This is a genomic window from Kitasatospora sp. NPDC004615, assembly GCF_042873545.1.
Classification (GTDB): Bacteria; Actinomycetota; Actinomycetes; order Streptomycetales; family Streptomycetaceae; genus Kitasatospora.
The window spans coordinates 45,040-67,066 of the sequence record NZ_JBIALQ010000017.1 but is presented as its reverse complement, the minus strand read 5'-3'; the positions used below and the strand labels follow the sequence as shown (position 1 = coordinate 67,066).

General features: G+C 73.4%; 28 protein-coding genes. 11 read left to right on the top strand and 17 right to left on the bottom strand.

Annotation, left to right across the window (positions count from 1 at the left end; all coding sequences use genetic code 11):
- The first annotated feature begins 31 nt into the window (after positions 1-31).
- Complete coding sequence (locus ACFYS8_RS35600; RefSeq protein WP_387649562.1) at positions 32-1,456, top strand: FAD-binding oxidoreductase; 1,425 nt, start codon at positions 32-34, stop codon at positions 1,454-1,456.
- 9 nt (positions 1,457-1,465) lie between these two features.
- On the opposite strand, the gene ACFYS8_RS35595 is transcribed toward ACFYS8_RS35600, so the two are convergent.
- Entirely contained in the window at positions 1,466-2,104 is a 639-nt protein-coding gene (locus tag ACFYS8_RS35595) for a hypothetical protein (RefSeq protein WP_387649560.1), read from the bottom strand.
- Between the two features lie 104 nt (positions 2,105-2,208).
- Between ACFYS8_RS35595 and ACFYS8_RS35590 the strand changes: the two genes are divergently transcribed.
- Complete coding sequence (locus tag ACFYS8_RS35590; protein ID WP_387649556.1) at positions 2,209-2,841, top strand: AAA family ATPase; 633 nt, start codon at positions 2,209-2,211, stop codon at positions 2,839-2,841.
- Positions 2,842-2,980: 139 nt separating this feature from the next.
- On the opposite strand, the gene ACFYS8_RS35585 is transcribed toward ACFYS8_RS35590, so the two are convergent.
- Together ACFYS8_RS35585 and ACFYS8_RS35580 are read right to left on the bottom strand one after the other, a co-directional pair.
- A complete protein-coding gene (locus tag ACFYS8_RS35585) occupies positions 2,981-3,598 on the bottom strand; it encodes a hypothetical protein (RefSeq protein WP_387649553.1) in 618 nt (205 codons plus the stop codon).
- A 103-nt stretch (positions 3,599-3,701) separates the two neighbouring features.
- Positions 3,702-4,238, bottom strand: coding sequence for a CGNR zinc finger domain-containing protein (locus tag ACFYS8_RS35580; protein WP_387649550.1), 537 nt, complete (start codon positions 4,236-4,238; stop codon positions 3,702-3,704).
- A 26-nt stretch (positions 4,239-4,264) separates the two neighbouring features.
- Between ACFYS8_RS35580 and ACFYS8_RS35575 the strand changes: the two genes are divergently transcribed.
- Complete coding sequence (locus tag ACFYS8_RS35575; RefSeq protein ID WP_387649548.1) at positions 4,265-5,542, top strand: MFS transporter; 1,278 nt, start codon at positions 4,265-4,267, stop codon at positions 5,540-5,542.
- 33 nt (positions 5,543-5,575) lie between these two features.
- Entirely contained in the window at positions 5,576-6,082 is a 507-nt protein-coding gene (locus ACFYS8_RS35570) for a DUF1877 family protein (RefSeq protein WP_387649545.1), read from the top strand.
- Here ACFYS8_RS35570 and ACFYS8_RS35565 read toward each other — a convergent pair.
- From ACFYS8_RS35565 to ACFYS8_RS35535, 7 genes are all read right to left on the bottom strand, one after another.
- Positions 6,031-6,531 (bottom strand): hypothetical protein, encoded by a 501-nt coding sequence (locus tag ACFYS8_RS35565; RefSeq protein ID WP_387649543.1) that lies wholly within the window; start codon positions 6,529-6,531, stop codon positions 6,031-6,033. The genes ACFYS8_RS35570 and ACFYS8_RS35565 overlap by 52 nt on opposite strands.
- Before the next feature lie 113 nt (positions 6,532-6,644).
- Positions 6,645-6,878: a ferredoxin gene (locus ACFYS8_RS35560; protein WP_387649540.1), complete on the bottom strand. Its 234-nt coding sequence runs from the start codon at positions 6,876-6,878 to the stop codon at positions 6,645-6,647.
- Positions 6,875-8,086, bottom strand: coding sequence for a cytochrome P450 (locus ACFYS8_RS35555; protein WP_387649538.1), 1,212 nt, complete (start codon positions 8,084-8,086; stop codon positions 6,875-6,877). The genes ACFYS8_RS35560 and ACFYS8_RS35555 overlap by 4 nt, the downstream gene beginning before the upstream one ends.
- 147 nt (positions 8,087-8,233) lie before the next feature.
- On the bottom strand, positions 8,234-8,638 hold the full coding sequence (locus ACFYS8_RS35550) for a RidA family protein (protein WP_387649535.1): 405 nt from the start codon (positions 8,636-8,638) through the stop codon (positions 8,234-8,236).
- 54 nt (positions 8,639-8,692) lie between these two features.
- Positions 8,693-9,484, bottom strand: a complete 792-nt coding sequence (locus ACFYS8_RS35545) for an ATP-grasp domain-containing protein (protein ID WP_387649532.1) — start codon at positions 9,482-9,484, stop codon at positions 8,693-8,695.
- Positions 9,485-9,547: 63 nt separating this feature from the next.
- On the bottom strand, positions 9,548-9,856 hold the full coding sequence (locus tag ACFYS8_RS35540; RefSeq protein WP_387649530.1) for a hypothetical protein: 309 nt from the start codon (positions 9,854-9,856) through the stop codon (positions 9,548-9,550).
- A gap of 79 nt (positions 9,857-9,935) precedes the next feature.
- A complete protein-coding gene (locus ACFYS8_RS35535; protein WP_387649527.1) occupies positions 9,936-10,442 on the bottom strand; it encodes a GNAT family N-acetyltransferase in 507 nt (168 codons plus the stop codon).
- An 87-nt stretch (positions 10,443-10,529) separates the two neighbouring features.
- On the opposite strand from ACFYS8_RS35535, the gene ACFYS8_RS35530 reads away from it, so the two are divergent.
- Positions 10,530-10,727: a hypothetical protein gene (locus ACFYS8_RS35530; protein ID WP_387649524.1), complete on the top strand. Its 198-nt coding sequence runs from the start codon at positions 10,530-10,532 to the stop codon at positions 10,725-10,727.
- Positions 10,728-10,800: 73 nt separating this feature from the next.
- Positions 10,801-11,679, top strand: coding sequence for a hypothetical protein (locus ACFYS8_RS35525; RefSeq protein WP_387649521.1), 879 nt, complete (start codon positions 10,801-10,803; stop codon positions 11,677-11,679).
- A gap of 125 nt (positions 11,680-11,804) precedes the next feature.
- Here the strand turns inward: ACFYS8_RS35525 and ACFYS8_RS35520 are convergent, their stop codons facing one another.
- Entirely contained in the window at positions 11,805-13,238 is a 1,434-nt protein-coding gene (locus ACFYS8_RS35520) for a DUF2252 domain-containing protein (protein WP_387649518.1), read from the bottom strand.
- Between the two features lie 146 nt (positions 13,239-13,384).
- Here ACFYS8_RS35520 and ACFYS8_RS35515 point away from each other — a divergent pair, with 146 nt between their 5' ends.
- The gene (locus tag ACFYS8_RS35515) at positions 13,385-13,786 is read left to right on the top strand and encodes a pyridoxamine 5'-phosphate oxidase family protein (protein WP_387649515.1); all 402 of its coding nucleotides are present in this window, start codon (positions 13,385-13,387) and stop codon (positions 13,784-13,786) included.
- A gap of 7 nt (positions 13,787-13,793) precedes the next feature.
- Here ACFYS8_RS35515 and ACFYS8_RS35510 read toward each other — a convergent pair whose 3' ends face one another.
- Entirely contained in the window at positions 13,794-14,570 is a 777-nt protein-coding gene (locus ACFYS8_RS35510; RefSeq protein ID WP_387649513.1) for a methyltransferase domain-containing protein, read from the bottom strand.
- Between the two features lie 177 nt (positions 14,571-14,747).
- Positions 14,748-15,290, bottom strand: coding sequence for a 2'-5' RNA ligase family protein (locus ACFYS8_RS35505; RefSeq protein ID WP_387649510.1), 543 nt, complete (start codon positions 15,288-15,290; stop codon positions 14,748-14,750).
- 137 nt (positions 15,291-15,427) lie between these two features.
- Between ACFYS8_RS35505 and ACFYS8_RS35500 the strand changes: the two genes are divergently transcribed.
- On the top strand, positions 15,428-15,829 hold the full coding sequence (locus ACFYS8_RS35500) for a DUF2809 domain-containing protein (RefSeq protein ID WP_387649507.1): 402 nt from the start codon (positions 15,428-15,430) through the stop codon (positions 15,827-15,829).
- A gap of 167 nt (positions 15,830-15,996) precedes the next feature.
- The gene (locus ACFYS8_RS35495; protein ID WP_387649505.1) at positions 15,997-17,103 is read left to right on the top strand and encodes a chemotaxis protein; all 1,107 of its coding nucleotides are present in this window, start codon (positions 15,997-15,999) and stop codon (positions 17,101-17,103) included.
- A 120-nt stretch (positions 17,104-17,223) separates the two neighbouring features.
- Here ACFYS8_RS35495 and ACFYS8_RS35490 read toward each other — a convergent pair whose 3' ends face one another.
- From ACFYS8_RS35490 to ACFYS8_RS35480, 3 genes are all read right to left on the bottom strand, one after another.
- On the bottom strand, positions 17,224-17,952 hold the full coding sequence (locus tag ACFYS8_RS35490) for a VIT family protein (protein WP_387649502.1): 729 nt from the start codon (positions 17,950-17,952) through the stop codon (positions 17,224-17,226).
- Positions 17,953-18,074: 122 nt separating this feature from the next.
- The gene (locus ACFYS8_RS35485) at positions 18,075-18,695 is read right to left on the bottom strand and encodes a Clp protease N-terminal domain-containing protein (RefSeq protein ID WP_387649499.1); all 621 of its coding nucleotides are present in this window, start codon (positions 18,693-18,695) and stop codon (positions 18,075-18,077) included.
- An 85-nt stretch (positions 18,696-18,780) separates the two neighbouring features.
- A complete protein-coding gene (locus tag ACFYS8_RS35480; protein ID WP_387649496.1) occupies positions 18,781-19,359 on the bottom strand; it encodes an EF-hand domain-containing protein in 579 nt (192 codons plus the stop codon).
- Between the two features lie 138 nt (positions 19,360-19,497).
- Between ACFYS8_RS35480 and ACFYS8_RS35475 the strand changes: the two genes are divergently transcribed.
- Both ACFYS8_RS35475 and ACFYS8_RS35470 read left to right on the top strand, forming a co-directional pair.
- Positions 19,498-19,953, top strand: a complete 456-nt coding sequence (locus ACFYS8_RS35475; protein ID WP_387649493.1) for a MarR family winged helix-turn-helix transcriptional regulator — start codon at positions 19,498-19,500, stop codon at positions 19,951-19,953.
- Positions 19,954-20,030: 77 nt separating this feature from the next.
- Complete coding sequence (locus tag ACFYS8_RS35470; RefSeq protein ID WP_387649490.1) at positions 20,031-21,089, top strand: protein kinase family protein; 1,059 nt, start codon at positions 20,031-20,033, stop codon at positions 21,087-21,089.
- 6 nt (positions 21,090-21,095) lie between these two features.
- On the opposite strand, the gene ACFYS8_RS35465 is transcribed toward ACFYS8_RS35470, so the two are convergent.
- Complete coding sequence (locus ACFYS8_RS35465; RefSeq protein WP_387649488.1) at positions 21,096-21,764, bottom strand: transglycosylase SLT domain-containing protein; 669 nt, start codon at positions 21,762-21,764, stop codon at positions 21,096-21,098.
- Positions 21,765-22,027 lie beyond the last annotated feature (263 nt).

Sequence of the window (22,027 nt, the reverse complement as noted above, 5' to 3'; positions counted from 1 at the left end):
GTGGGGCCGCACAATCGGCAGGATGAAGCCGATGCTGCGCACGACCTCGACCGACTGGTACGGACTGGCCCGCGATCTCGACGGCACTCTGGTGCGGCCGGGGGACGAGGCGTACGGGGTGGCCCGGTTGCCGTACAACTCGCGGTTCGACGTTCATCCGCAGGCGGTGGTGTTCGCGCAGGGGGTCGAGGATGTGCGGCAGACGATCGCCTTCGCCCGCCGGTACGGGCTGCCGCTGGCGGCGCGCGCGGGGACGCACTGCTACGGGGGGTGGTCCACCAGCCCGGGCGTCACGCTCGACCTGAGCCGGATGAACGCGGTCACCACCGAGGGGTCTGCCGCCGACGGGACCGCGACGGTCGGCGCCGGGGCGCTGCTGATCGACGTGTACGACGCGCTGCTCGCCGAGAACCGGAGCATACCGGCGGGCAGTTGCCCGAGCGTCGGCATCGCGGGGCTGACGCTCGGCGGGGGGATCGGAATCGTCTGCCGCGCCTACGGGTTGACCTGCGACCGGCTGGTCTCCGCCCAGGTGGTGACCGCCGACGGCCGGGTCAGGGAGTGTTCGGCGGAGCGCGAGCCGGAGCTGTTCTGGGCGTTGCGAGGCGGAGGAGGCGGCAACTTCGGGGTCGTCACGGAGTTCACGTTCCGCACGCACCCCACGACCGAGGTCACCCGGGTCGGCCTGCGCTGGAGTTGGCGCGACGCGGCCCGGATCGTGGACGCCTGGCAGCGCTGGGCGCCGGGCCAGGCGGACGAGGTCTGGTCCTTCCTGCGGCTGTCCGTCGAGGAGACGGGCGAGTGCGTGGTGGAGTCGGGGATCTACGTCCTCGGCGAAGAGCCCGACGTGGCAGAGCAGTTGGTCGCCGCCGTCGGTATCCAGCCGCTCGAGCTGAGCAACGAGGTCCTCTCCTACCAGGAGATGATCATGTCGACGACGGGGATCCCGGGCAGCGTGACCCAACTCCGCCTGACCGGGCAGACACCGGACGCCGTGATCGACCGGCCGCCGTTCGTCGCGACGTCCAACTTCTTCCCGGTCCTGCTGCCGCCCGCCGGCATCGACGCGCTGGTCGGTGCGGTCGAGCGCCGTGCGGCGGACGGCGGTCCGGCCTACGTCCTGCTGGACAGCCTGCAAGGGGCCGTCGGACGGGTGGCGCCTGCCGACACCGCATTCGTCCACCGCGACGCCCTGTTCTCGGCGCAGTACCACAGCGTCTTCGAGCCCGGCGCGCCGGCCGCCGCCCTGGACGCGGCAGCCCGCTGGCAGCAGGACCTGCGCCGCGCCATGCGCCCGTGGGCCGGCGACCGCGCGTACGTCAACTACGCCGACCCGTACCTCAAGGACTTCGGCCACGCGTACTACGGGGCCAATCTCGCGCGGCTGGTCGCCGTCAAGGCGGCGTACGACCCGGACGGGTTCTTCGACTTTCCGCAGGCCGTCGGGCGGGGGTGATCCCCGATTTCAGGTGCCGGATCGGGCCCGGACCGACCGGGCCACCAACTCGGCGGCCCGGCGGACCTGGTCCGAGTGGGCGGCGGGCGACTGGGCAGTGACGACGAGCCCGAGGGTGTCGGTGAAGGCGACCAGGTGATGGCACTGCCGCCACGCGATGCCGTCGTGCTGGTAGGCGAGTTCGACGGCCTCGAACGCGGCCTCGGTGCGGTGACCGACGATGGTCTGACCAGGGGCGACGAACTGGGTGAGCGGCGGGATCCGATCGAGGCTGCGCGGGCCCTGGAGGTAGATCACGGAGCCGGCCGGCCCGAACAGGCAGAACGGCGTGGAGGTGTCGCCGGCGGGCGGGGAGTCGATCGAGAAGCCTTCCGGCCACTCGACCGAGAACGGCGAGGTCTCGATCCGCCAGACGCGCTCGTCGGGTCCGGCCAGCACCTCGACGACCTCGGTCGCCGACCGGGCGTCCGCCAACTCGATCGTCGGCTGCGCCGCAGGGCCAGTCACGACAGCGGTGTGGGCGGTCTGCCCTTCCCAGCGGGTCACCCGTACCGTGCCCGGCGCGTGGTCCGGGCGCTCGAAGGTGTAGGGCCAGACCGGTATCAGCGTCATGCCGAAACCGGTCAGCCGAGCGAAGACGTGACCCATGTACCCCTCCGAGGTGCAGAAAGCCCTCATGATCGCAGGCGGCGGGATCGGGCGAGCAGCCGTGTCATTGTAGTAACAGCAACTGCTGTCTGGAGGTGTCGGTCGTGCTGCTGTGGATCAACGGGCCGTTCGGGGGCGGGAAGACGCAGACCGCGCACAACCTGGCCCGTCGGCTGCCGGGAGCCGTTGTCTGCGACCCCGAACACCTCGGCTTCGGCCTGCACCGGATGCTGCCCCCGGCGCTGCGCGGCGACTTCCAGGACCTGGCCGCGTGGCGCACCGGGACCGTCGAGATGCTCGACCTCGCCGCGCGCCGTCACCCCGGCCCGCTGATCGTGCCGATGACCGTCACCGATCCGGCGTACTTCGCCGAGACCGTCGGCCGCCTGCGTGAACTCGGCCACGACGTACGGCACTTCGCCCTGCTCGCCGACCGCGCCGCCGTGCTGCGCCGCCTCGCCGAACGCGAACCCGTGCACCACCTGCGGCGCCTCGCCCGGCTGCCCGCCCCGCCGCACGGGCAGAGCTTCGCCGTTCGCCGCCTCGACGACTGCCTCCACCGGCTCGCCGACCCCGCCTTCGCCACCCACGTACACACCGACCGGCTGACCGTCACCCAGGTCGCGGACCGCATCGCCCAACTCGCCGGGCTGCGCCCCGCCCCGGACACCGACACGGCGCTCCGGGCGACGCTGCGCCGGGCCGGCGTCAAGATCCGGCATCTGCGGGTCGGTTGAGAGGGCGCTGTTGAACTGCCGGTCGGGTGGCAGTAGTTCGCGCCGGTGTCGGCGGACGGGCGCGTCGCGGTTGACGCAACGGGGGCAGTGGCGTTGGTGGCCGGTGCAGGTCGTGAAGGCCGTCTCATGATCGCGGGTTTCACTGCCAACCCAGCTGCTTCGACCAGTCACCCCGGAAGCGATAGCCGCGGCCGTCACCGACCTCCTTCATTCCGCCGGGAACAACGTCCTCGTGGTACGGATACTGCTTCGTCACCGCCGCCAGCAGGAACTCCAGGAAGCCACCCTCGAACAGGTCCCACTCCCGCGCCGAGTTGAACTCGGCAGCAACCGGCCAGCGGTCCGGGTCCGGCCCCCGCATCAACCAGAAGAAGTGGTCGGCGTTCCCGTTGTTACCCCAGTTCAGAAGCCCGCCCTCGGCCGGGAACATCGGATACGGGCACTCGTCGTAGTCCCCGTCCAGGTAGGCCTGGCCCAGGGAGCCGGAGTACCCGTAGGGATCCGTCGTGTGGTAGAGGAATCCCTCGAAGCCGAGCGGCTGCGCGATCTCGAGGCCGGGCGCTGCCGATGGCGTGTAGATGTGCAGCTCGTCGCTGATGCTGACCCTCCCGTACCGGTCGGCGAACGCCCGGTAGTCCGCAGGCAGTTGGAAACCGAGCACCTCGGGCCCAAGCTCCCACGGCACCGGAACCACTCCGCCCGCGGGCGGCGGCCCGATCACCGTGCCGAGCCGGTCCAGCATTTCCTCGATGTCCACGTCCACTCCCGTCAGCCGCTCGTTCCCGCCGGAGGCTATCCGCCAGTGGGGACACCGGAGGTGGGAGGCCGCACTTCTGACTGGCCGCAGAAAGCAGCGGCGCTCAGGAGGGCGTTGAGGCGGTCGCGGTGCGCGCGCGGTGGCGGCGGACGGCGTCGCGGTTGGCGCAGCGGGGGGAGCAGTAGCGCTGGCGGCCGGTGCGGGAGGTGTCGGCGAAGGCCGTTGCGCATTCGGGGACCTCGCAGCGGCGGAGGCGGTGCATGCCGCGGCCGGCCAGGTGCAGGGCGGTGCCGACCGCGAACAGGGTGAACAGGAGGGCGCCGAGCGGCTGTTCGGCGTCCCGGTAGTGCAGGTGCCAGCCGGTGTCGGCGTGGGAGGTCAGGCGGGGGTAGGCGGCGGCCTCGGCCAGCATGCGGTTGAGCAGGTCGGCGCGCTCCTGCTCCCCGCCGGCGTCGACGACCTTCTCCCAGGCGTCGAGTGCGGCCAGGGCGCGGCCGAGATCGTCCGGTGCCACCGGGCGTTCCAGGGCGAGGCCGGCGGCGAGGCAGCGGTCCGCCAGTTCGTCCGCGCTCCCGGGGCGGCGGTTGGCCAGATCCGCGGCCAGGTTCACCGCGTCCTCGCCGTAAGGGTTGAGCTGCACAAGGGCATTACAACAGGGTGGGCGGCATGACACAACAGACCGCCGCACGTGCCGGATCCGCGCGCCGCAACCCGTTGCCCTATCGCTGGGTCGTGCTGGGCATCGCGACGTTCACCCAGGCCGCGTCCGGCTTTTTCGTGGGCGGGATCGGGGCGCTCGGAGTTCAGCTTCAGAGCGCACTGGACCTGAGTACGGCGCAGCTGGGCCTGCTGGTCTCGGCGGCCCAACTCGCGCCGCTGGTCGGCCTGTTGGTGGCAGGTGTGCTGCTGGACCGGTACGGCGAGCGGTGGGTGGTGGGGACCGGCGCCGGCGTGGTCGGGCTGGCGCTCGGGCTGGGGAGCCTGGCGTCCGGTTACCCGGCGCTGCTGGGTGCGCTGCTGGTGGTCGGTGCGGGGTACAGCACCGTCCAACCGGGCGGGAGCAAGTCGGTGGCGTCCTGGTTCGACGCGTCGCAGCGCGGCTTCGCCATGGGCGTTCGCCAGGCCGGGCTGCCGCTCGGGGCGGCGCTCGCCTCGGCCGTACTCCCAGTGGTGGCGAGGGAGTTCGGGTGGCAGGCGACCCTGGTGACGGGGTGCGGGGTCGCGCTGCTCGGGGCCGGTCTCTTCATGGGCTGCTACCGGAGGCCGCCCGGGCCGGCCGGGCCGGTGGAACCGTCGCTCCCGCTGTCGGCGCAGCTGCGCGCGCGGCTGGGCATGCTGCGTGAACCGGCGATGGTGAAGATCATGCTGGCGGGGACCAGCCTGGTCTCGGTCCAGTGCGGGGTGGGCGTGCTGACAGTGCTGCACCTCCACCGGGAGGCGTCGCTCGGCGCCGGGCAGGCCGCCCTGGTGCTGGTGGCCGCGCAGGGCGCCGGAGTGGTGGGACGGGTCTGCCTGGCCGCGTGGAGCGACCGCAGCAGGTTCGGTCGGCATGCCGTGGTGCTGGTCTGCATGGTCGCCGTCGTCGTCGGGCTCGCTCTGCTGATGACGCCGGTCGGGGGTGCTCCGGTGGTCGCGTCCGGCGTCTTCGTCTGGCTCGGCTTCTTCGGCTTCGGCTGGTACGGCCCGTGGGTCGCCCACGTCACCGAGACGGCCCCGCCCGGCCGGACCGGCTTCGCCCTGGGCCTGGCCATGTCCGTCAACCAGGTCGCCATCATCACGGTGCCGCCCGTCCTCGGCCTGCTGGTCGACCTCACCGGCAGCTTCACCCCGGCCTGGGCGCTGCCGGCGCTGCTGACCGTCGCCGCTCTGTCCGTCACGGTCGGCGCGGAACTCCGCAGCCGGCGGCGCGAATCGGGTAGCCCGCGCGTCCCCCGCCTCGGCTGAAACCCGCTGGACAGCGGCCGGACACTTGGCGTCATGGCCATTACCCAGCAGCTCGCCCGGATCACCCCGGACCACTTGGAGCGCTGCCGCCGGCACGCCGCACTCCACGACGGCGATCCGGACTGGGACCCGCCCGCCGGGGACCACCTCGACCTCGACTGGTCCCCGGTCGCGCTCCGGGCCGTCTGCGAACGTGCGGGCCTGGAGAGGACGCAGGTGGACGCCCTGCGCCGCGCGCTCGACGGCTCCGCGGCGGTCGACCTGGGTGTCCTGAACACCTGGCCGCACCCGATCGCCTTCGTGGGCCCGGCCACCGCACTCACACCCGCCGAAGTCGCCGAAGTCGCCGCCGAGTTGGCCGAGATCGACTTCCCCGCCCTGCTCGACCGGCTCCCGTCCGGCCCCACCCTGGCCGCACTGCTCGGCTTCGACCTCGACGGCGACCCGGCGCGCTACCTGCTGGGCCACCTCCACGCCTTGCAGGCGTTCTACGTGGGCGCGGCCCGGCGCGGGCTGATGACCGTCCTCTGGTGGGACTGACCCAGCGCCTCCGCCCGCCCGGCCAGTTGGTCCAGGAAGTCGCGTAGACAGCCGGCCTCGAGCGCGAACCCGGCGTCGCGGGAGGCGGCGAGCGAGCGCAGCACCCGGCCGTCGGTGGTGAGGGCGAAGAGCAGGCCGCCGCCGTCGCTGGCGAAGACCAGCGGGTGCGGGCCGTGGGCGGCGACCAGGTCGGGCGGGTGGACGAAGAAGCCGTGGTCGACGTCCGGGAGGTCGGCGGCGGCGATCTCGCGGTAGAGCGCGGCCAGGTCGGCGGGCAGCGGGCCGAGAGCCTCCGCGGCAGCGCGAGTGGCGGGCGTGGCCGGGTGCACCGCGTTGACGCCCGGTGGGTAGCCGAAACGGTCCTCGAAACCGGCCGTCAGGTCGGCGAGTGCCGCGTTCGTGCGGGCCTGCCAGGCGGCGATCGCGTCGGAGGTGAGTGGGTCGACCATGCTGCGCACCGTACCGGCCCCGGGGGACGAGCCCTGGGGCGACCTGGTGCAGGCGGTGGCGCGCCACCGGCCCCGGAGGGAGATGCTCTCGGGGCCGGTGGGGGAGGGCCGAACTACCAGACGGGGGCGAGGAGTTCGCCGGTGGTGGCGTGGTGGACGGCGATGGCCTCGACGGGGCACATCTCGGCGGCTTCGGTGAGGTCGGGGGACGGGGTGGCCGTGGGGTGGAGGGGGGTGGCGCGGCCGTTGGGGGCGAGGGTGAGGGCGTCGGGGGCGGTGCGGGCGCAGAGGCCGCTGCCGATGCAGCGGGACTGGTCGACCGTCACGACGACGGGGTCGGTGCTCACCAGGTCACCTCCAGGCGCAGCGGGCTGCGGGTGAGCAGGCCGGTGCGCCAGGCGATGTCCTCGACGGGGGCGGCGAGGCGGAGTTCGGGCAGGACGCGGGCCAGGTGGTGGAGGCCGAGTTCGAGTTCCATCCGGGCCAGCCAGGCGCCGAGGCAGTGGTGCGGGCCGGCGCCGAAGGTCAGCGACGGGGTGCCGAGCGGCGTGAACAGGTCGGTGGGGCCGGGCGGGTAGACGTCCGGGTCGAGGTTGGCGGCGCCGGCGTCGCAGGCGATGATCGCGCCCTCGGGAATGACCACGCCGCCGATCTCCACGTCGGTGACGGCCCGGCGGAGCAGTCCGGGTGCGGAGGTGCGGTCGCCGAGCGGGACGGTGCGCAGGATCTGCTCGGTGGCGGCGGTCGCTGCCGACAGGTCCTCGCCGATCTTCCGCCAGGCGTCGGCGTGTTGGGGGTCGAGCAGGTAGACCAGGGCGTTGCCGAAGCTGGTCATGGTGGTCTCGTGTCCGGCGATCACCAGGCCGATGGTGAGCGAGGTCAGCTGTTCCTCGGTCACCCCGCCGGTCTGGTCGGCGGCCTGCACCAGCGAGCTCACCAGGTCCTCGCCGGGGTTCTTGCGGCGGGCCACCACCAGCTGGTACCCGAACTCGCTGAACTCCCGGATGGCGGTGCGGATTTCGTCCGCCGTGTACGCCGTGGTGGACAGTGCGTGGTCGCTCCAGTGGCCGAGCCGGTCGATGTCCAGGCCGTCGAGTTCCATCAACCGGCTGATCACCCGGACGGGCAGCGGCTTGGTGAGCGCCGCGACCACGTCCGCGGGCGAGCCCGAGGCGACCAGGTCGTCCACCAACTCCCGTACCACGCCGTCCACCCAGGGCCGCCAGCGTTCGATCGCCCGTGGCGTGAAAGCGCGCTGCACGGTGCGGCGGATCAGCTGGTGGTCGGGGCCGTCGCTGTTCAGCATCGACGCCGGGTCGTCCAGGATGTTCGGCGTGAGCGTCAGCGGCGGCGCGTCCGGCGCGTACAGCGTGGCCCGGCCGAAGCCGGGGTTGGCGAGCGCCTGCCGGACGTCCGCGTGCCGGGTCAGCACCCACACCGGGGTGCCGGTCGGCAGCGCCGCCAGCCTCGGCGGGCCGGGCTCGGCGCGCAGCAGGCAGTGCAGGGGCACCAGCGGCTGCGCGTCGGGGGCCTCGGGGTGCGCGGCGGTGGTCATCCGTCCTCCTGGCGAGAGATCGCAGGCTGCCGACCGGCAGCCACCCCCGACCGTATGCGGCACACCCGCCCCGCAGCAGTACGGAATCCAGCCACCCGTGGAATCTCAACCGGCGGACAGGGGGCGGGTATTGGCCCGGACGGGGATTCAGCCGGCGACGACGGCCATCGCCTCGATCTCGATCAGGATCTCGGGCCGGAACAGCGCCGCCACCTGCATCGCCGAACTCGCCGGGAGCCGCGCCGGGTCGATGTACGCCGCGCGGGCCTCGCGGATCGCCGGAAGGTATCCGATGTCGGTGACGAAGATGGTCAGCTTCACCACGTCGGCGAAGCTCGCGCCGGCCGCGGACAGGCAGCGGTCCAGGTTCGCGAACACCTGCCGGGCCTGCGCCTCGGGGTCGCCTTCGCCGACGACCCGGCCCTGCTCGTCGAGGGCGACCTGCCCGGAGACCTGGACCAGCCGGCCGGTGCCGGTGACCACGTGGGTGTAGCCGGTGGCTGGGGCGACGCCGGGCGGCTCGGTGATGTGGGTGAGGTGCGAGGAGTTCATGACGATCATCCTCGCCCAGCCGGGCCGCCCCGCGCACCCCCAATTCGGCGTGCGTCAATCCTCGATCTGCGGCAACTCCCGCAGGAACGGCCGGTCGCCGTCCGGAAGTCGCTCGAGCGGACCGGCCGCCCGCAGCACCACGCCGAGCACCGCGTCCGGGTCGCACGCGTAACCGCCGCTCGCCCAGGCCGCGTTGGCCTCCACCACCGCCCAGCCGCCGGGCGTGCGGCCGACGTCCACCACCGCCGCGCTCGGCAGCGGCGCGCACTCCGCCGAGGCCGCCAGCACCTCGGCGACGAACGCCTCCGGTCCGTCCAAATCGTCGGCGCCGATGGACAGTTCGCCGTCACGCGCGTACCGGGACGCCGCCCGGACCGTGCCGTCCAGCACGAACAGCCGGTACTCGACGGCGAATTGCACCACCTCGCTGACCAGCACCGACACCTCCCCGTCCAGCAGCTCAGGGCCCGGAAGCTCGCCGCCGTCGCGGTACACCCGCGCCGCGAAGTGCTTGTCCGCCGGGGCCTTCACGAACGCCGGCCCGGTCAGCCGGCGCGCCGCCGCGAGGGTGGTCAACTCGACGGTACGGCCGGTCAGTTCACGCGGCAGCGCGGCCAGCCAGCCGGCCGAGGGCTCCAACAGGCCGAGCCCCAGCGCCCCGCCGACCGCGTCCCCGAACAACGGGCCGCCGTACAGGTGCACCTGCTGCCCCAGCAACTCCTGCGGGGCCCGCCAGGACGATGCCGTGAACGCCCGCATCCCGCGCCGGCCGGCGGCCGTACGCAGTTGCAGACCGGTCTCGTTGATCCGGGGCGCGAGCAACAGGGTGGGGGAGAGGACGTTCATGCCGGTGATCATGACGCGCCGACACCCCGCCCCGCCAGCGGATTTCCCGAACCCGGGCCGGACTCAGCAGGCCGGCGGACGCTCCGGGCGGCCCCAGTCGGCGCCGGCCGCCGTGCCCGCCCCGTCGGTCAGCTGGAAGCAACTGCCGTACGGCCACACGGTGACCGAATCCGGCCGACGGTCGACCCCGAACAGCCCGTGCGGGCCGGCCGTGCCCCGCCACGATCCGTCCTCGCCGGACGCCGGGGTGACCACCGCGAACGTCCGGCCCGGGGGGATCCAGTAGGCCCCGGACCACGGCTCCACCGTCAACTCCACGGGTTCCTCACCGCTGTTGCCCACCAGCAGCCGTGCCGTTCCCCGCGCGACCATGCTCAGCCCCTCCCACGTCAGGCCGCCCCGCGCACCGGGACGGTGGCACTCACCGGCGTCCGGGCGGGCACCGGGTGGCTCAGAGAGTACGGCGCATCGCCAGCCGCGGCCAGCGGTCCAACCCGTGTTCGGCCTCCCGCGCCCGCACCTCCCGCAGCTCCGGCCCGAGCAACTCCGCCGGCACCGGCCGGAACCCGCAACGGGCGTAGTACGGCGCGTTCCACGGCACCTCCGCGAACGTCGTCAGCGTCAACGCCGGCAGCCCGTCGGCCCGCGCCACCTGCGCCGCATGCTCCAGCAACGCGCGCCCGACACCCCGGCGCGCCGCATCCGGATGCACCGAGACCTGCTCCACGTGCAACGCGTCGTCCACCCGCTCGGCGATCAGGTACGCCACCGGCCGGTCCTCGCCGTCCACCGCCACCCACGCCAGCCCCGCCTCGACATACCGCCCCAACTCCTCGACCGACAGCGGCTCGTCCTCCGCGATCTCCGCCATCCCGACCTCGTGGAACCACCGACCGGCGGCCCGCTCGATCTCCTGAAGCGCCGACAGTTCCCCGACCTGCACCGTTCGTACTCGCATGCGCCTCATTGTGCCCCGCCCGGCAGGCGCCGGGCGCACCCGCCGCCGTAGGATCACCCTGCGCCGGTGGGGGTCAGGGGAGTTGAGATGCCGGACGGTTCGTTCGCCGTGTTCCGGTCAGTGCCGGTGATCGCGGTGGCGCTGGTCCGCTCCGCCGCACTGCGGGAGCACGGCTCGCGTGTCGCCAGGCTCGCCGCCCATGTGTTCCCCGGCATCGCGGCAGTGCCGGCGCTGTCCGTGGGGTGGGTCGGGTGCGTGGTCGTCGCGGGGTTCGGGGAAGGCTGAGCGGCGCCGCGGGGGCAAATGCTGTGGCGGCGGGCCCGTGTGGAGCCCTACGCTGCCCGCCATGATCGACGGGGTGGATGCACGCCAACTGTACGAATCACTGATGTCCCGCGAGGGCGGGCGAACGACCCGAGACGTGCTCGACCGGTGGCTGGCGCGTGCCCAGGGCGGCTACCGCGGCGCCGTGGCGCGGGCGGGCGAGCACGCCACCCGCTGGTGGGAGGACGAGGAGTCCGTGCCCTCCGGGCAGTACCTTGTCTGGGAGTTGTACGCCCTCAGCCGGGTCAGCGACCTCCTGGTGTTCGACCACCAGCCGCCGTGCACCGACGGCAGGGAGGTCGAGCCGTGGCTGCACCTGCCGGTCTCCGCCTGCCGCGAGTTCTTCACCGGGCTCGGCATGACAGGCTTCGACGGCGACGGCGCGTTCGACCCGTTCCTGCACGAGATCGTCGAGGTCGAGCAGGCCGCCGACCCCGACGCGCCGATCGAGATCACCGAGGTGTGCTGGCCCGGCCTGATGCTCGGCCAGCTCCTGTTCGTCCGTGCGGGCGTGCGGATCCGGGCCGGCGCCCGCCACGCGCAGGCCGGCGTCGCCGACAGGTTCCCGCTGTACTGGACGTACCGCCGCCGCGGCCGCCGCGTCCACGACCGGTCGCACGGCTGGGGCTCCAACTCCCAGTGGCGCACCGACTTCCGCCTCGACTACCGCACCCCGGACGGCGACCACCTCAACGTCCAGGGCGACCGCCCGATCGACGGAGACCCCGAACTCGCCACCGACCACCCGCTGAACCTCAGTCCCGAGGAACGCGCCCTCACACCCGGCGAACGCCGCGACCTGCTCCGCAACCGCACCCTGCTGCGCGTACCCGAGGCCATTGACGTACTCGGCGAACCGAGCCGCTGGGAGGACGACCTCATCGTGTTCGAGTGGCGGCTGCCGGAGGCGTAACAGGCCTCACCGGAGCCCTGGCTCAGCCGACCCGGAGGCAGACGACGCCGGCGAGAGCGTCGCGGCCGGACGCTGGACCGGGACGAATCGCAGGTCACCGGGCCCGCCCCTGCCGCTCCCGGCGGTCAGCTCTCGGCTGGGAGGCGGCCGGTGCGGATCGCCGTGAGAAGGGCGGCGTGGTCGGCTTCGGACTGGTCGGCGTAGGTGATGGCGAAGGCGGTCAGGGCCTCGTCGAGGCGGTCGTCCTTGCCGCAGTAGCCGGCGATCAGGGCGGCGTCGGCGGTGTGGGCGTGGGCGCGGGCGAGGAGGGCGGCGGTGAGGCGGGCGTAGTCGTCGAGTTGGGCGGGGGTCAGGGCGGCCGGGTCGACGCTGCCCTTGCGGTTGCGGAACTGGCGTACCTGGTACGGGAGTCCGGCGACGGTGGTCCAGCCCATCAGCGGGTCCGACACCACCTGCATGCGCTTCTGGCCGAGCACCACCCGGCGGCCCTCGTGGCCGCCCTCCGCGGGTATCGGGAACCCGGCCCGCACCAGGTGCGGCAGCAGCACCGACGGGCGGGCTTCCTTCACCTGGAGCACCAGCGGCCCGCCCCGGCGGTCGGTCAGCAGCACCACGTACGAGCGGGTGCCGACACTGCCGGTGCCCACCACCCGGAACGCCACGTCCTGGACCTGGAACCGGCCCAGCAGCGGGTGCAGTTCCGCCGGCACGGTGTCGCGGTAGGAGGCCAACGCGCCTGCCACCAGGGAAGCTTGACGGTCCGTCACATCGGTCAGGATCGGCGGCGCCGGAACGAACCGCCAACCCCCGTCCTCCGTAAGGACGGTGGAGCGCGCCGCGAACTTCGCGCCGGTGTTGCGCAGCGCCTTCGCCGACACCGCCGCCAGCACCTCGCTCAGCTCGTGCGCGTCCGCGAACTCCACCAACTGGTGCTCGGCGATGGCGTCCCAGGCGTTCCACGCGTCCAGCGCCGGCAGCTTGGCCAGCCGCCGCACCGTCCGCCGGTAGGTCGCCGCCGCGTCGAACGCGGCCTGCCGGCAGGCGAGTTCGTCCGCGCCCAGCTGGCGACCGGCCAGGACGAGGCTCGCCACCAGCCGCTTCAGGTCCCACTCCCACGGGCCGACGACCGTCTCGTCGAAGTCGTTCAGGTCCAGCGCCAGCCGGCCCCGGGCGTCCCCGTACAGGCCGAAGTTCGCCGCGTGCGCGTCCCCGCACAGCTGCGCGGTGACGCCGCTCACCGGGGTGGTCGCCAGGTCGTGCGCCATCAGGCCGGCCGAACCGCGCAGGAACGCGAACGGCGACGCCGCCATCCGCCCGACCCGCAGCGGCACCAGGTGCGGCAGCCGGCCGACGTTCGCCGACTCCACCGCGGCCAGCACGTCGGGCCGGGACGCCGACAGCACCAGCCCGGCGTGCGACTCCAGCGGCACCCGCTCCCTCAGCAGCTTCCCGCGCCGCTTCGGGCCCTCCGGGTCCGGGGCCGAGGCGAACCCGTCCACCGTGAACCGCCGAGCGGAGAAAGACAGTTGCCCGCCCTCCCGGACCTCCACCGTCGCCACCCCGGACTCCCTCCGCCACCGCGCCGCACTCCGGCAGGGACCGCCCCCACCAGCGGTGACGCTACCCGGCCCGGCCCGCACCCCAGCGGGCGGGTCCGCCCCGGGCCGCCACGGAGCCGCCCGGGGGCCCGCCGTACCATGCGGGCATGGCACACGACATCCACAACCTCGACCCGGCCTACCTCGCGTTCTGGCGCGAGTACCAGCTGTGCACCCTCACCACGCTGCGCCCCGACGGCACCCCGCACGTGGTGCCCGTCGGCGCGACCTTCGACCCCGAGACCGGGATCGCCCGGGTGATCAGCAGCCGGGAGAGCCGAAAGGTCCGCAACGTGCTGGCCGCCGGCGAGGCCGGGCAGCGGGTCGCCATCTGCCAGGTGGACCGGGCGCGTTGGGCCACCCTGGAGGGCCGTGCCGTGATCCGGCAGGACGCCGCGTCCGTCGCCGACGCCGAACGCCGCTACGCCGAGCGCTACCGCCAGCCGCGCGAGAACCCGGAGCGGGTGGTCATCGAGATCACCGTGGACCGGGCCCTCGGCCGCGCCTGAGCGGTGTTCAGGCGCGCGCCGTGACGACGTGGAAGGTGACGGTGGCCAGGAACGGGCCGGTGGCGAGGTGCGCGAGCCAGCGGTCGGCGTCGGCGGGGGAGAGGTAGCCCGCGGCGACGGCGCGCCGGGTGACCCGCTGGAGGCCGAGGACCCGGTCGGCGGAGGCCACCTCGCGGAAGACCGGCGTCAGCGGGTGGACGTCGACCACCTCGAGACCGGCCTCGGCGGCCAGCCGCGGCAGTTGACTGCCGATCCGGGCGTTGCGCACCGCGTGGTCGGTGACGTACCGGGTGTACGCGGCGGTCAGCGACGGCTCCGGGTGGTCGATCGTCAGGGTGCCCCAGTCCGGTTCGCCCAGCACCAGCAGGCCGCCGGGACGCAGTACCCGGCGGGCCTCGCGCAGCGCGAGCGCCGGATCCGCGACGTGCTGCAGCACCCGGTCGGTGCGCGCCCGGTCGCAACTGGCGTCCGCCAGCGGCAGGTCGTGCACATCGGCGAGCCGCACCGCGACCTGGAACAGGTGCGCCGTCCGGTCGGTGGCCGCGTCGGCCGCCTCCCGGTCGTGGTCCACCCCGTACACGGTGCCCTCCGCGCCGACCGCCTCGGCCAGCGCCGCCAGGTCCGTGCCCGGGCCGCACCCCAGGTCCACCACGGTGTGGCCGCGCTCGGCGGCGAGCGCTGTGAGCATCGTCGCCTTGTAGGCGAGACCGAGATCCGAGACGGCCAGTCGATCCAGGTAGGCGATCGGGTGGGGCGGCACGGTCTCGAACACAGGGGAGGTCATGACCGGAAGTCAATCAAACCCGGACTCGCCAGGGAAGCGTCTTTCGCCAGGACAAGGGGCGTACGCCGGGGAGGTCAGGGGGAGCGGCAGCGCGTTCGACGGGGGAGCCGTGGCGCATTCCCGACCCTGCGCCGGACCGGTCGTCATCGGCTCCGCGGAGCCACCGGCGGTAGCGCGTCAGTGGCTTCGCGGAGCCACCGGCGTCAGCGGGACGGTGAGTTGGGTCTCGGAGTCGAACGTCCGCGCCGCGTCGAAGGTTCCGGTCAGGTCCGGGTGGCGGCCCAGCAGGTCGTGGGCCTGCGCGAGGGCGTCCGGTTCGAGGCGACGGGTCAGGCCAAGGTGCGGCATCCAACGGCCCGGCAGATACAGCGGATTGGGGTCGGGGGCGGCGGCCAGCAGCCGCCACACCTCGCGGTGCAGCTCCACCAGCTCCGGGCTCGGCACCACGCCCCAGGCCAGCACCCGCCGCCGGCTGCGCGCGCTGAACGACAGCAGACCGGTGAACCGGACCTCCAACGGCAGTGCGGCGGCCAGGAGTTCACCCAGCTCCGCGAGCTGCTCCGGTTCGACCGCCCCGCACGCCGCCAGCGTCAGGTGCGGCCGGTGCGCCGGGTGCGGATTGTCCGCCAGCGAGTCCACCCCGCCGTCGGCCAACTGCCGCCACACCGTCCGCACCGCCCGGTCCAGCGCCGGGGCGCAGGTCAACTCGATGGTTCGCATGCCCCCACCGTAGGGCCCGCCCCGGGCGCACCCGCGACCGACCCGTGTGATGGGCTGTGCGGATGCGCACCAGCGACCCGCACCCGCCACGCCCACCGCACCCGTCCGAGCCCCACCGTCCGCTGCTGGAAAGGACATTGACGTCCAGTCAGATGCGCAGCCGCGCCCGCTGGCTGCTGGCCGCCGCGGCCGTCGTCGCACTCGGCCTGGTCGCCCCCGGCCTGCTGCCGTCCGCCGCCGGTGCGCTGCTCGGCGGGGCGCTCTACACCGCGCTGCTGCACACGCTGCTGATGGCCGCCGCGCCCCGCCTGCGGCCGTGGACCGCCGGTGCCGCCGCGCTCGCCACCAGCTTCGCCGTCGAGACGTTCCAGCTCACCGGCGTCCCCGAGACGCTCGCCGCACACAGCCGCCTGGCCCGGCTCGCCCTCGGCACCACCTTCGACCCGTCCGACCTGCTCGGCTACACCCTCGGCGCACTCGCCGCCGTCGCCGCCCACCTCGCCGCCCGCCGCCTCGCCGGGGGGCGCGGCCGGCAGTAGGCGGGGGAACAGCCGAACACGGCGTGTCGGCCGGGCCGGCGGGGGGACGCGCCGCAGGGCAGATGGGTACATTTGGGACATTCTGGAGCAGAGCACAGGCTTCGCGCGTCCACGCACAGCAGGCCGAACCGCCACAGAAGGCCGAACCGCCTTCGGAAAGGGTCTCCATGCACCCCGCCCTCAGCCCCGCCGTCCTCGCCGAGCTGCGCCGGCCGCGCCCGTACCCGGCGGTGTCGATCCTGATGCCCACGCACCGGCGGGAGCCGGACAACGCGCAGGACCCGGTCCGGCTGCGCAATCTGGTGGCCGAGGCGAAGGAGCGGGTCCAGGCCGATCCCCAGGTCGACCGCGCCGTCCGGATCGACGTGCTGGGGCAGCTCGACCAGGCCCTCAAGGAGGTCGACCTGGTGCACGCCGAGGACGGCCTGGCGATCCTCGCCGCGCCCGGCGAGCACCAGGTGTGGTCACTCGGCCGTACCGCCGCCGCCCGGGTGGTCCTGTCCGACACCTTCCTGACCCGCAACCTGGTCGCCGCGCAGATCGCCGAGCGCCCGCACTGGGTGCTCGCCGTCGCCGCCGACCGGGTGGTGCTGTGGGGCGGCATCGACGAGCGGGTGACGGAGGAGACCGGCTACGGCTTCCCGCTGATCCGGGAGTACGAGAAGCACGAAAACCCCGACCCGGAACGCCAGGAGCAGATCGGCGACACCCCCAGCACCTTCCGCGACGAGGAGACCAAGACCTTCCTGCGGCAGGCCGACACCGAGATCGCCAAGGTGCTGGCCGCCGACCCCCGCCCGCTGTTCGTGTTCGGCGACGCCCCCGCGCTCGCGCTGCTGGACGCCGTCGGCCCGATGGCCAAGGAATCCGCCGCGCAGGTCCCGCACGGCGGCCTCGCCCAGCTTGGCGCCGAGAAGGTCCGCCAGGTGGTCGAACCCGCCGTCCGGGCCCACGCCGACCAGGAGATCTCCGACGCGCTCGCCCAGCTCGACAAGGCCCGCGGCCGCAAGGCTTTCGCGGCCGGACTGGACGAGGTCTGGCAGACCGTCGGTGAGGGCCGGATCGCACTGCTGGTGGTCGAGGAGAACTTCCGCACCACCGTCCGCGACGACGGCGACCACCTGGTGCCCGCGCAGGCCGACGAGCCCGGCGCCCGCGAGGACATCGTCGACGAGGTCATCGAACGCGCCCTCGACGCCGGTGCCACGGTCCGCTTCGTCCCTGACGGCACGCTCTCCGACGCCGGACGGATCGCCGCCGACCTGCGCTACTGAACGTCCGTCAGGGGCCCGCACCGCGGCAGCACGCGCGGGACGGGCCCCTGACGCACGTCCGGGCTCACTCGGTGGACGCGCCCAGCACGCGCGGTACGGGCTCCTGACGCACGCCCGGGCTCACTCGGTGGACGCGCCCAGAATCGTGCCGACCGCGTACGTCACACCCATGGCGATGGCGCCGCCCACCACGTTGCGCAGTACCGCCCGGCGCGGATCCGCGTCACCCAGCCGGGCGCTCTTCCAGCCCGTGAACACCAGCGCGGCCAGCACCGCCACCACGGTGATCCAGATCCGGTACGAGGGCGGCGGCAGCACGATCGCCAGCAGCGGCAGCAGCGCACCCACCGTGAACGCCGCGAAGGACGCCCACGCGGCGTGCCACGGATTGGTCAACTCGTTCGGGTCGATGCCGAGTTCGGCCTCCGCGTGGGCGCCGAGCGCATCGTGCGCGGTGAGCTGCACCGCCACCTGGTGCGCCAGCTGCGGATCCAGGCCCTTCGCCTCGTACAGGCCGGCCAGCTCCACCAGCTCGGCCTCCGGCGTGTGCCGCAGCTCGTGCCGCTCCTTCGTCAGCGCCGCCTGCTCGGTGTCCCGCTGGGTGCTCACCGACACGTACTCGCCCGCCGCCATCGACAGCGAACCCGCCAGCAGGCCCGCCAGACCTGCCGTCAGCAGCTGCGTCGAGGTGGCGTTCGCGCCGGCCACGCCCACCACCAGGCCCGCCGTCGACAGCACACCGTCGTTCGCGCCGAGCACCGCCGCGCGCAGCCAGTTCAGCCGCCCGCCCAGCCCCGGGTCGTGCGCCTCGTCGTGATCGGCCGGGCCGAGCCCGTGAGAAGCGGTCATGCCCCCAGTCTGCCCGCCGATCCCCGGGCGGACCCGTAGCGGCCGCCGGACAGCGGAGAACGCGTCGCCGGCGGGCGGGCGGGCGGCTCAGGCGGTGGCCGGGCGGAGGCTCAGGCGGTGGCTCAGGCGGTGGCCAGGCGGCGGGTCAGCTCGCGGTGCACCTGCCGGGAGGTCAGGCCCAGCGTGTGCAGGGCGATCCGGCCCGGGCCCTGGTGGTCCTGCTCCAGGACGCTCAGCAGCAGCCGCTCCGTCAGCAGACCCGCCCCGGCCGACGGGTCGGTGAGCCGGCGGTACACCCCCTCCGTACTCGAGGCGAACGGCGGGAACTCGCCGTCCGGCACCGGGAACCGCCACCACTTGTGGCCCTCCCACGCCTGCGCGATCGCCGACTCCAGGGCCTCCTGCGAGACCCCCAGCCCCGCGAGCACCGCCGCCGCCGTGTCGTCCACGGCCGTCAGCGCCAGCAGCAGGTGGCCGGTGTTGGTCTCCCGGTGCCCCAGCTGCCGGGCCCGTTGCAGGGCCCCGTCCAGCAGCGCGTCCGATTCGTCCTCCGCCGCCTGCGCCTCCTCGCAGCAGGCCTCGGTCGGGTCCGCCGCCGCGAGGTAGTGCTCCACCAGGCGGTGGCCCAGCTCGGTCAACTGCCTTGCCAGGCGCTGTGCGTGCGCGATCCGCTGCATGTCCCCGGCGCCCGCCGTCTCGGCGTCGACCCGGGCCACCCACCCCGCAAGATCCAGATCTGTCATGTCCACCAGGCTGCCCGGGGCCCGCCGCCCGGTCAAATCCGCCCGAGGAATGGTCAACGGCGCCCGAGAGCCGTGCTGTTGGAGGTCAGAGCGTGGTCGGGTCCGGGTGGCCCTGCGGGCTGCCGGTCCACCAGTTCCCCGGCGCCTCGGGGTCGCGGCTGCTCCAGTACTCGACGATCGCGGTGACGAACTCCTCGGCGGACAGGGCGCCGTCGCCGTCCCGGTCCAGATGCGCGAACGCGGAGTCCGCGTCGATGCGCCGCAGCTGCGGGAAGTGGCCGTGCTGGAAGGCGAAGAACTCGTCCGCGTCCAACTGCCCGTCGCCGTCCGCGTCGGCGATCGCCAGGAACGCCCGCGCCAGACCGCCGAGCACCGCCTCGGCCGCCGCCGGATCGTCCGCCAGCGCCGCCGTGGACTCCAGGAACTGCGCCCGCCCGATCGCTCTTACGCCGGCGGGCAGTTGGGGCAGATGTACCTCGCGCCAGATCGCCAGGTACGCGTCCACGATCCGCTGCTCCTGCGGCGATCCGGCCGGGTGCCCGAGCGAACGTGCCACCGACCGGCCCATCAGGACGTGGTCCTGCTCGGTCAGCAGGCCGTCGCCGTCCGCGTCGAGGTGGTCGAAACCGTGGGCGATCTTGGCGATGAGCAGGTCTTCGGACATTGATGACCCTCCGCTGGCCGGAAATTGACGGAGAGTCAGTTTAGGTGATGGGGTGGGGGCGGGGCTTGACCTCAAGCGCGCTTGAACTTTTAGGGTCGGACGTACCGCAGTGATCGACGAGACGGGGAGGGCCCGGCCATGGAGTACTCGCACAGCGACGCCGAACTGATCAAGCAGCCCATCGGCTACTGGAGTTGGGCGGCCTACAATGCGGTCGTCAGCCGAACCCGGGGCGCGCTGGCCGAACTCGGGCTCACCCAGCCGCAGTGGTGGGTGCTCGCCCAGCTGAACAACCCCGACGGGCCGCGCGTCCGCACCGAGGTGACCGACCTGCTGCACGGCTACCTCGACGCCGGACGGGAGGTCATGGAGGCCGAGATCGAGGGGACCGTCGAACGCGGCTGGACCACCGAGTCCGACGGCCGGCTCGCCCTGACCCCCGAAGGCCTGGCCGTGTTCACCAAGGGCGCCGCTCTCCAGGACGAACTGTGGGCGGAGCGCCACGCCGGCATCTCCGACGAGGAGTACCTGACCACGATCAAGGCCCTGCAGCGGTTCATCCACAACACCGGCGGCCAGGCCTGGCACCACTGACCGGCCGGCTCCTGCGCCGTTCCGGCACCCTGGCGGTAGGCTCGGCCGAACGAGGGTGCCGGACGGGGGAGTTGTCGATGCGTGACGCAGAGGATCCGGCGACGGACGCGCGGATCAGGGCCTACGGGACGGCCGCCACCGCGCTCGCGCTGCTCGGCGACCGGCAGCTCGGCGAACTGCTCGCCGCCGCAGGGGAGTCGGCGCCCGGTGGGTCCGGAGTCGGCGGGCGGACCGGCGCGCTGGAGATCGACGGGATCCGGGTGTTCGTCAAACGGGTGCCGCTCACCGACCTGGAACTCGCGGCGGGCAACGTCCGCAGCACCGCCAACCACTTCGAACTGCCCGGGTTCTACCAGTACGGGATCGGCTCCACCGGCTTCGGCGCCTGGCGCGAACTCGCCGCGCACACCCTCACCACCCACTGGGTGCTCGATCGCGCCCACGAAGGCTTCCCGCTGATGTACCACTGGCGTGTTCTGCCCGACACCCCGGCCGACGGCTTCCTGGACCAGTTCGGCGGACTCGACGCAACTGTTGCCCACTGGGACGGGCACCCGGCCGTGCGCAGGCGGCTGGAGGCGCTCGCCGGCGCCACGCACAGCCTGGTGCTCTTCCTCGAACACTTCCCGCACACCCTCGCCGACTGGCTGCACCACCACCCCGACCGCACCGGCGCCCCGCACCACTGGGCGGCGGGCGAACTCGCCCGCGGCGCACGGTTCATGAACGAACGCGGCTTCCTGCACTTCGACGCGCACTTCACGAACGTGCTCACCGACGGCCGCCTGATCGCCTTCGCCGACTTCGGCCTCGCGCTCAGCGAACGCTTCGACCTCACCCCCGCCGAGCGCCGCTTCCTCGCCGGACATCGCGGCTACGACCGCCACTACACCGCAAACCACCTGCTCCAGCACCACCTGCTCGACCGCTACCGCGGCGACACCGCCCGGACCGACTTCCTGCGCGACTGGCTCGCCGGACACCGCCCCGCCACCGTCCCCGCACCCGCCGCCGACCTGCTCGACCGGCACGCCCCGACCGCCGTGGTGCTGGACGGCTTTCACCGCCGCCTGCGGGCCGAGAGCAAACTGACGCCCTACCCGCTCGCCGAACTGGAGCGGGCCTACACCCCCTGACGCGCGTCAAGAAGCAATCGCGGCAGCCGACTTGTCCCAGTTGTCGTGCAGCCGGTCCAGGTACGACCGGGCCTCCGGGCCCGGGTGCGCGCCGCGCGCGAACGCCAGCATGTTGCCGGCACCCGTGTTGTAGCCGAGCGCCATCAACTCGTTGCGGTTGTACGAGGCCGACCACTTCGCGGGCAGCTGCGCCGAGAGGTCGTGCAGGTGCCAGGCGGCCGCCCGGACCGCCAGCGCCGGGTCGTCCGGCAGGTCCTCCCACGGCCGGTCGGCGAACGGGCGGCCCTGGCGGGTGTCCTCGTACGCGGCGCGGTGCATGTTGGCGACGCCGAACGAGGCCTCCGGCTTCATCTTCTGCCAGGCCCGCTCGACGTCCGGCCCGTGCGGCTTGTACGACTCGTTGAACAGGATCGCCATCAGCAACTGGGGGTCGATGCCCGCCTCGGCGGCGTACTTGCGCACCTCCGGGGCGAACCGCGGCGGCGCGTAGTCGGCCGAGCCGCGCGGTGTGGACGAGGAGTCCGGCGAGGGGTCCTGCGAGGCCGGGCCACTGGCCGAGGCCGCGGGCGGGGTGGCGGACGGGGACGCGGAGTCGTCGCCGCGTTCGTACACCCAGATCGCGAGGACCGCCAGGGCCAGCACCGCCCACGGCCATTTCGCGCCGCGCTCCGCCACCGCCGGGCCTCCTTCTGTTCCGGGCCGCTGCCCGGCCGCCGGTCCGTCGCCGACCGGCGACCGTGTCCTGCCGACGGCCTGCCGCGTTCTGCCAGGTGTCGCCCACGGCGGGTGGCCCGCCGCGACGACCTGGGGGTGAGCTTACGTACCCGGACGGGATTTGTATGCTTCGCTCCAACCTCTACATGCGTGTAGAGGAACCGAACGGCGTCCGGTGCGCGTCTGTCAGGCCGAACCGGCCGAACGTCGCGCCGACGACGCGG

What these genes read in the sequence shown, in the direction of transcription:
- ACFYS8_RS35510 (WP_387649513.1), bottom strand. Translation starts at nt 14,570, where the DNA reads ATGACCTCCCCTGTGTTCGAGACCGTGCCGCCCCACCCGATCGCCTAC.
- ACFYS8_RS35575 (WP_387649548.1), top strand. Translation starts at nt 4,265, where the DNA reads ATGACACAACAGACCGCCGCACGTGCCGGATCCGCGCGCCGCAACCCG.
- ACFYS8_RS35495 (WP_387649505.1), top strand. Translation starts at nt 15,997, where the DNA reads ATGCACCCCGCCCTCAGCCCCGCCGTCCTCGCCGAGCTGCGCCGGCCG.
- ACFYS8_RS35480 (WP_387649496.1), bottom strand. Translation starts at nt 19,359, where the DNA reads ATGTCCGAAGACCTGCTCATCGCCAAGATCGCCCACGGTTTCGACCAC.
- ACFYS8_RS35535 (WP_387649527.1), bottom strand. Translation starts at nt 10,442, where the DNA reads ATGCGAGTACGAACGGTGCAGGTCGGGGAACTGTCGGCGCTTCAGGAG.
- ACFYS8_RS35475 (WP_387649493.1), top strand. Translation starts at nt 19,498, where the DNA reads ATGGAGTACTCGCACAGCGACGCCGAACTGATCAAGCAGCCCATCGGC.
- ACFYS8_RS35530 (WP_387649524.1), top strand. Translation starts at nt 10,530, where the DNA reads ATGCCGGACGGTTCGTTCGCCGTGTTCCGGTCAGTGCCGGTGATCGCG.
- ACFYS8_RS35545 (WP_387649532.1), bottom strand. Translation starts at nt 9,484, where the DNA reads ATGAACGTCCTCTCCCCCACCCTGTTGCTCGCGCCCCGGATCAACGAG.
- ACFYS8_RS35600 (WP_387649562.1), top strand. Translation starts at nt 32, where the DNA reads ATGCTGCGCACGACCTCGACCGACTGGTACGGACTGGCCCGCGATCTC.
- ACFYS8_RS35555 (WP_387649538.1), bottom strand. Translation starts at nt 8,086, where the DNA reads ATGACCACCGCCGCGCACCCCGAGGCCCCCGACGCGCAGCCGCTGGTG.
- ACFYS8_RS35595 (WP_387649560.1), bottom strand. Translation starts at nt 2,104, where the DNA reads ATGGGTCACGTCTTCGCTCGGCTGACCGGTTTCGGCATGACGCTGATA.
- ACFYS8_RS35470 (WP_387649490.1), top strand. Translation starts at nt 20,031, where the DNA reads ATGCGTGACGCAGAGGATCCGGCGACGGACGCGCGGATCAGGGCCTAC.
- ACFYS8_RS35565 (WP_387649543.1), bottom strand. Translation starts at nt 6,531, where the DNA reads ATGGTCGACCCACTCACCTCCGACGCGATCGCCGCCTGGCAGGCCCGC.
- ACFYS8_RS35485 (WP_387649499.1), bottom strand. Translation starts at nt 18,695, where the DNA reads ATGACAGATCTGGATCTTGCGGGGTGGGTGGCCCGGGTCGACGCCGAG.
- ACFYS8_RS35515 (WP_387649515.1), top strand. Translation starts at nt 13,385, where the DNA reads ATGGCACACGACATCCACAACCTCGACCCGGCCTACCTCGCGTTCTGG.
- ACFYS8_RS35540 (WP_387649530.1), bottom strand. Translation starts at nt 9,856, where the DNA reads ATGGTCGCGCGGGGAACGGCACGGCTGCTGGTGGGCAACAGCGGTGAG.
- ACFYS8_RS35570 (WP_387649545.1), top strand. Translation starts at nt 5,576, where the DNA reads ATGGCCATTACCCAGCAGCTCGCCCGGATCACCCCGGACCACTTGGAG.
- ACFYS8_RS35505 (WP_387649510.1), bottom strand. Translation starts at nt 15,290, where the DNA reads ATGCGAACCATCGAGTTGACCTGCGCCCCGGCGCTGGACCGGGCGGTG.
- ACFYS8_RS35490 (WP_387649502.1), bottom strand. Translation starts at nt 17,952, where the DNA reads ATGACCGCTTCTCACGGGCTCGGCCCGGCCGATCACGACGAGGCGCAC.
- ACFYS8_RS35550 (WP_387649535.1), bottom strand. Translation starts at nt 8,638, where the DNA reads ATGAACTCCTCGCACCTCACCCACATCACCGAGCCGCCCGGCGTCGCC.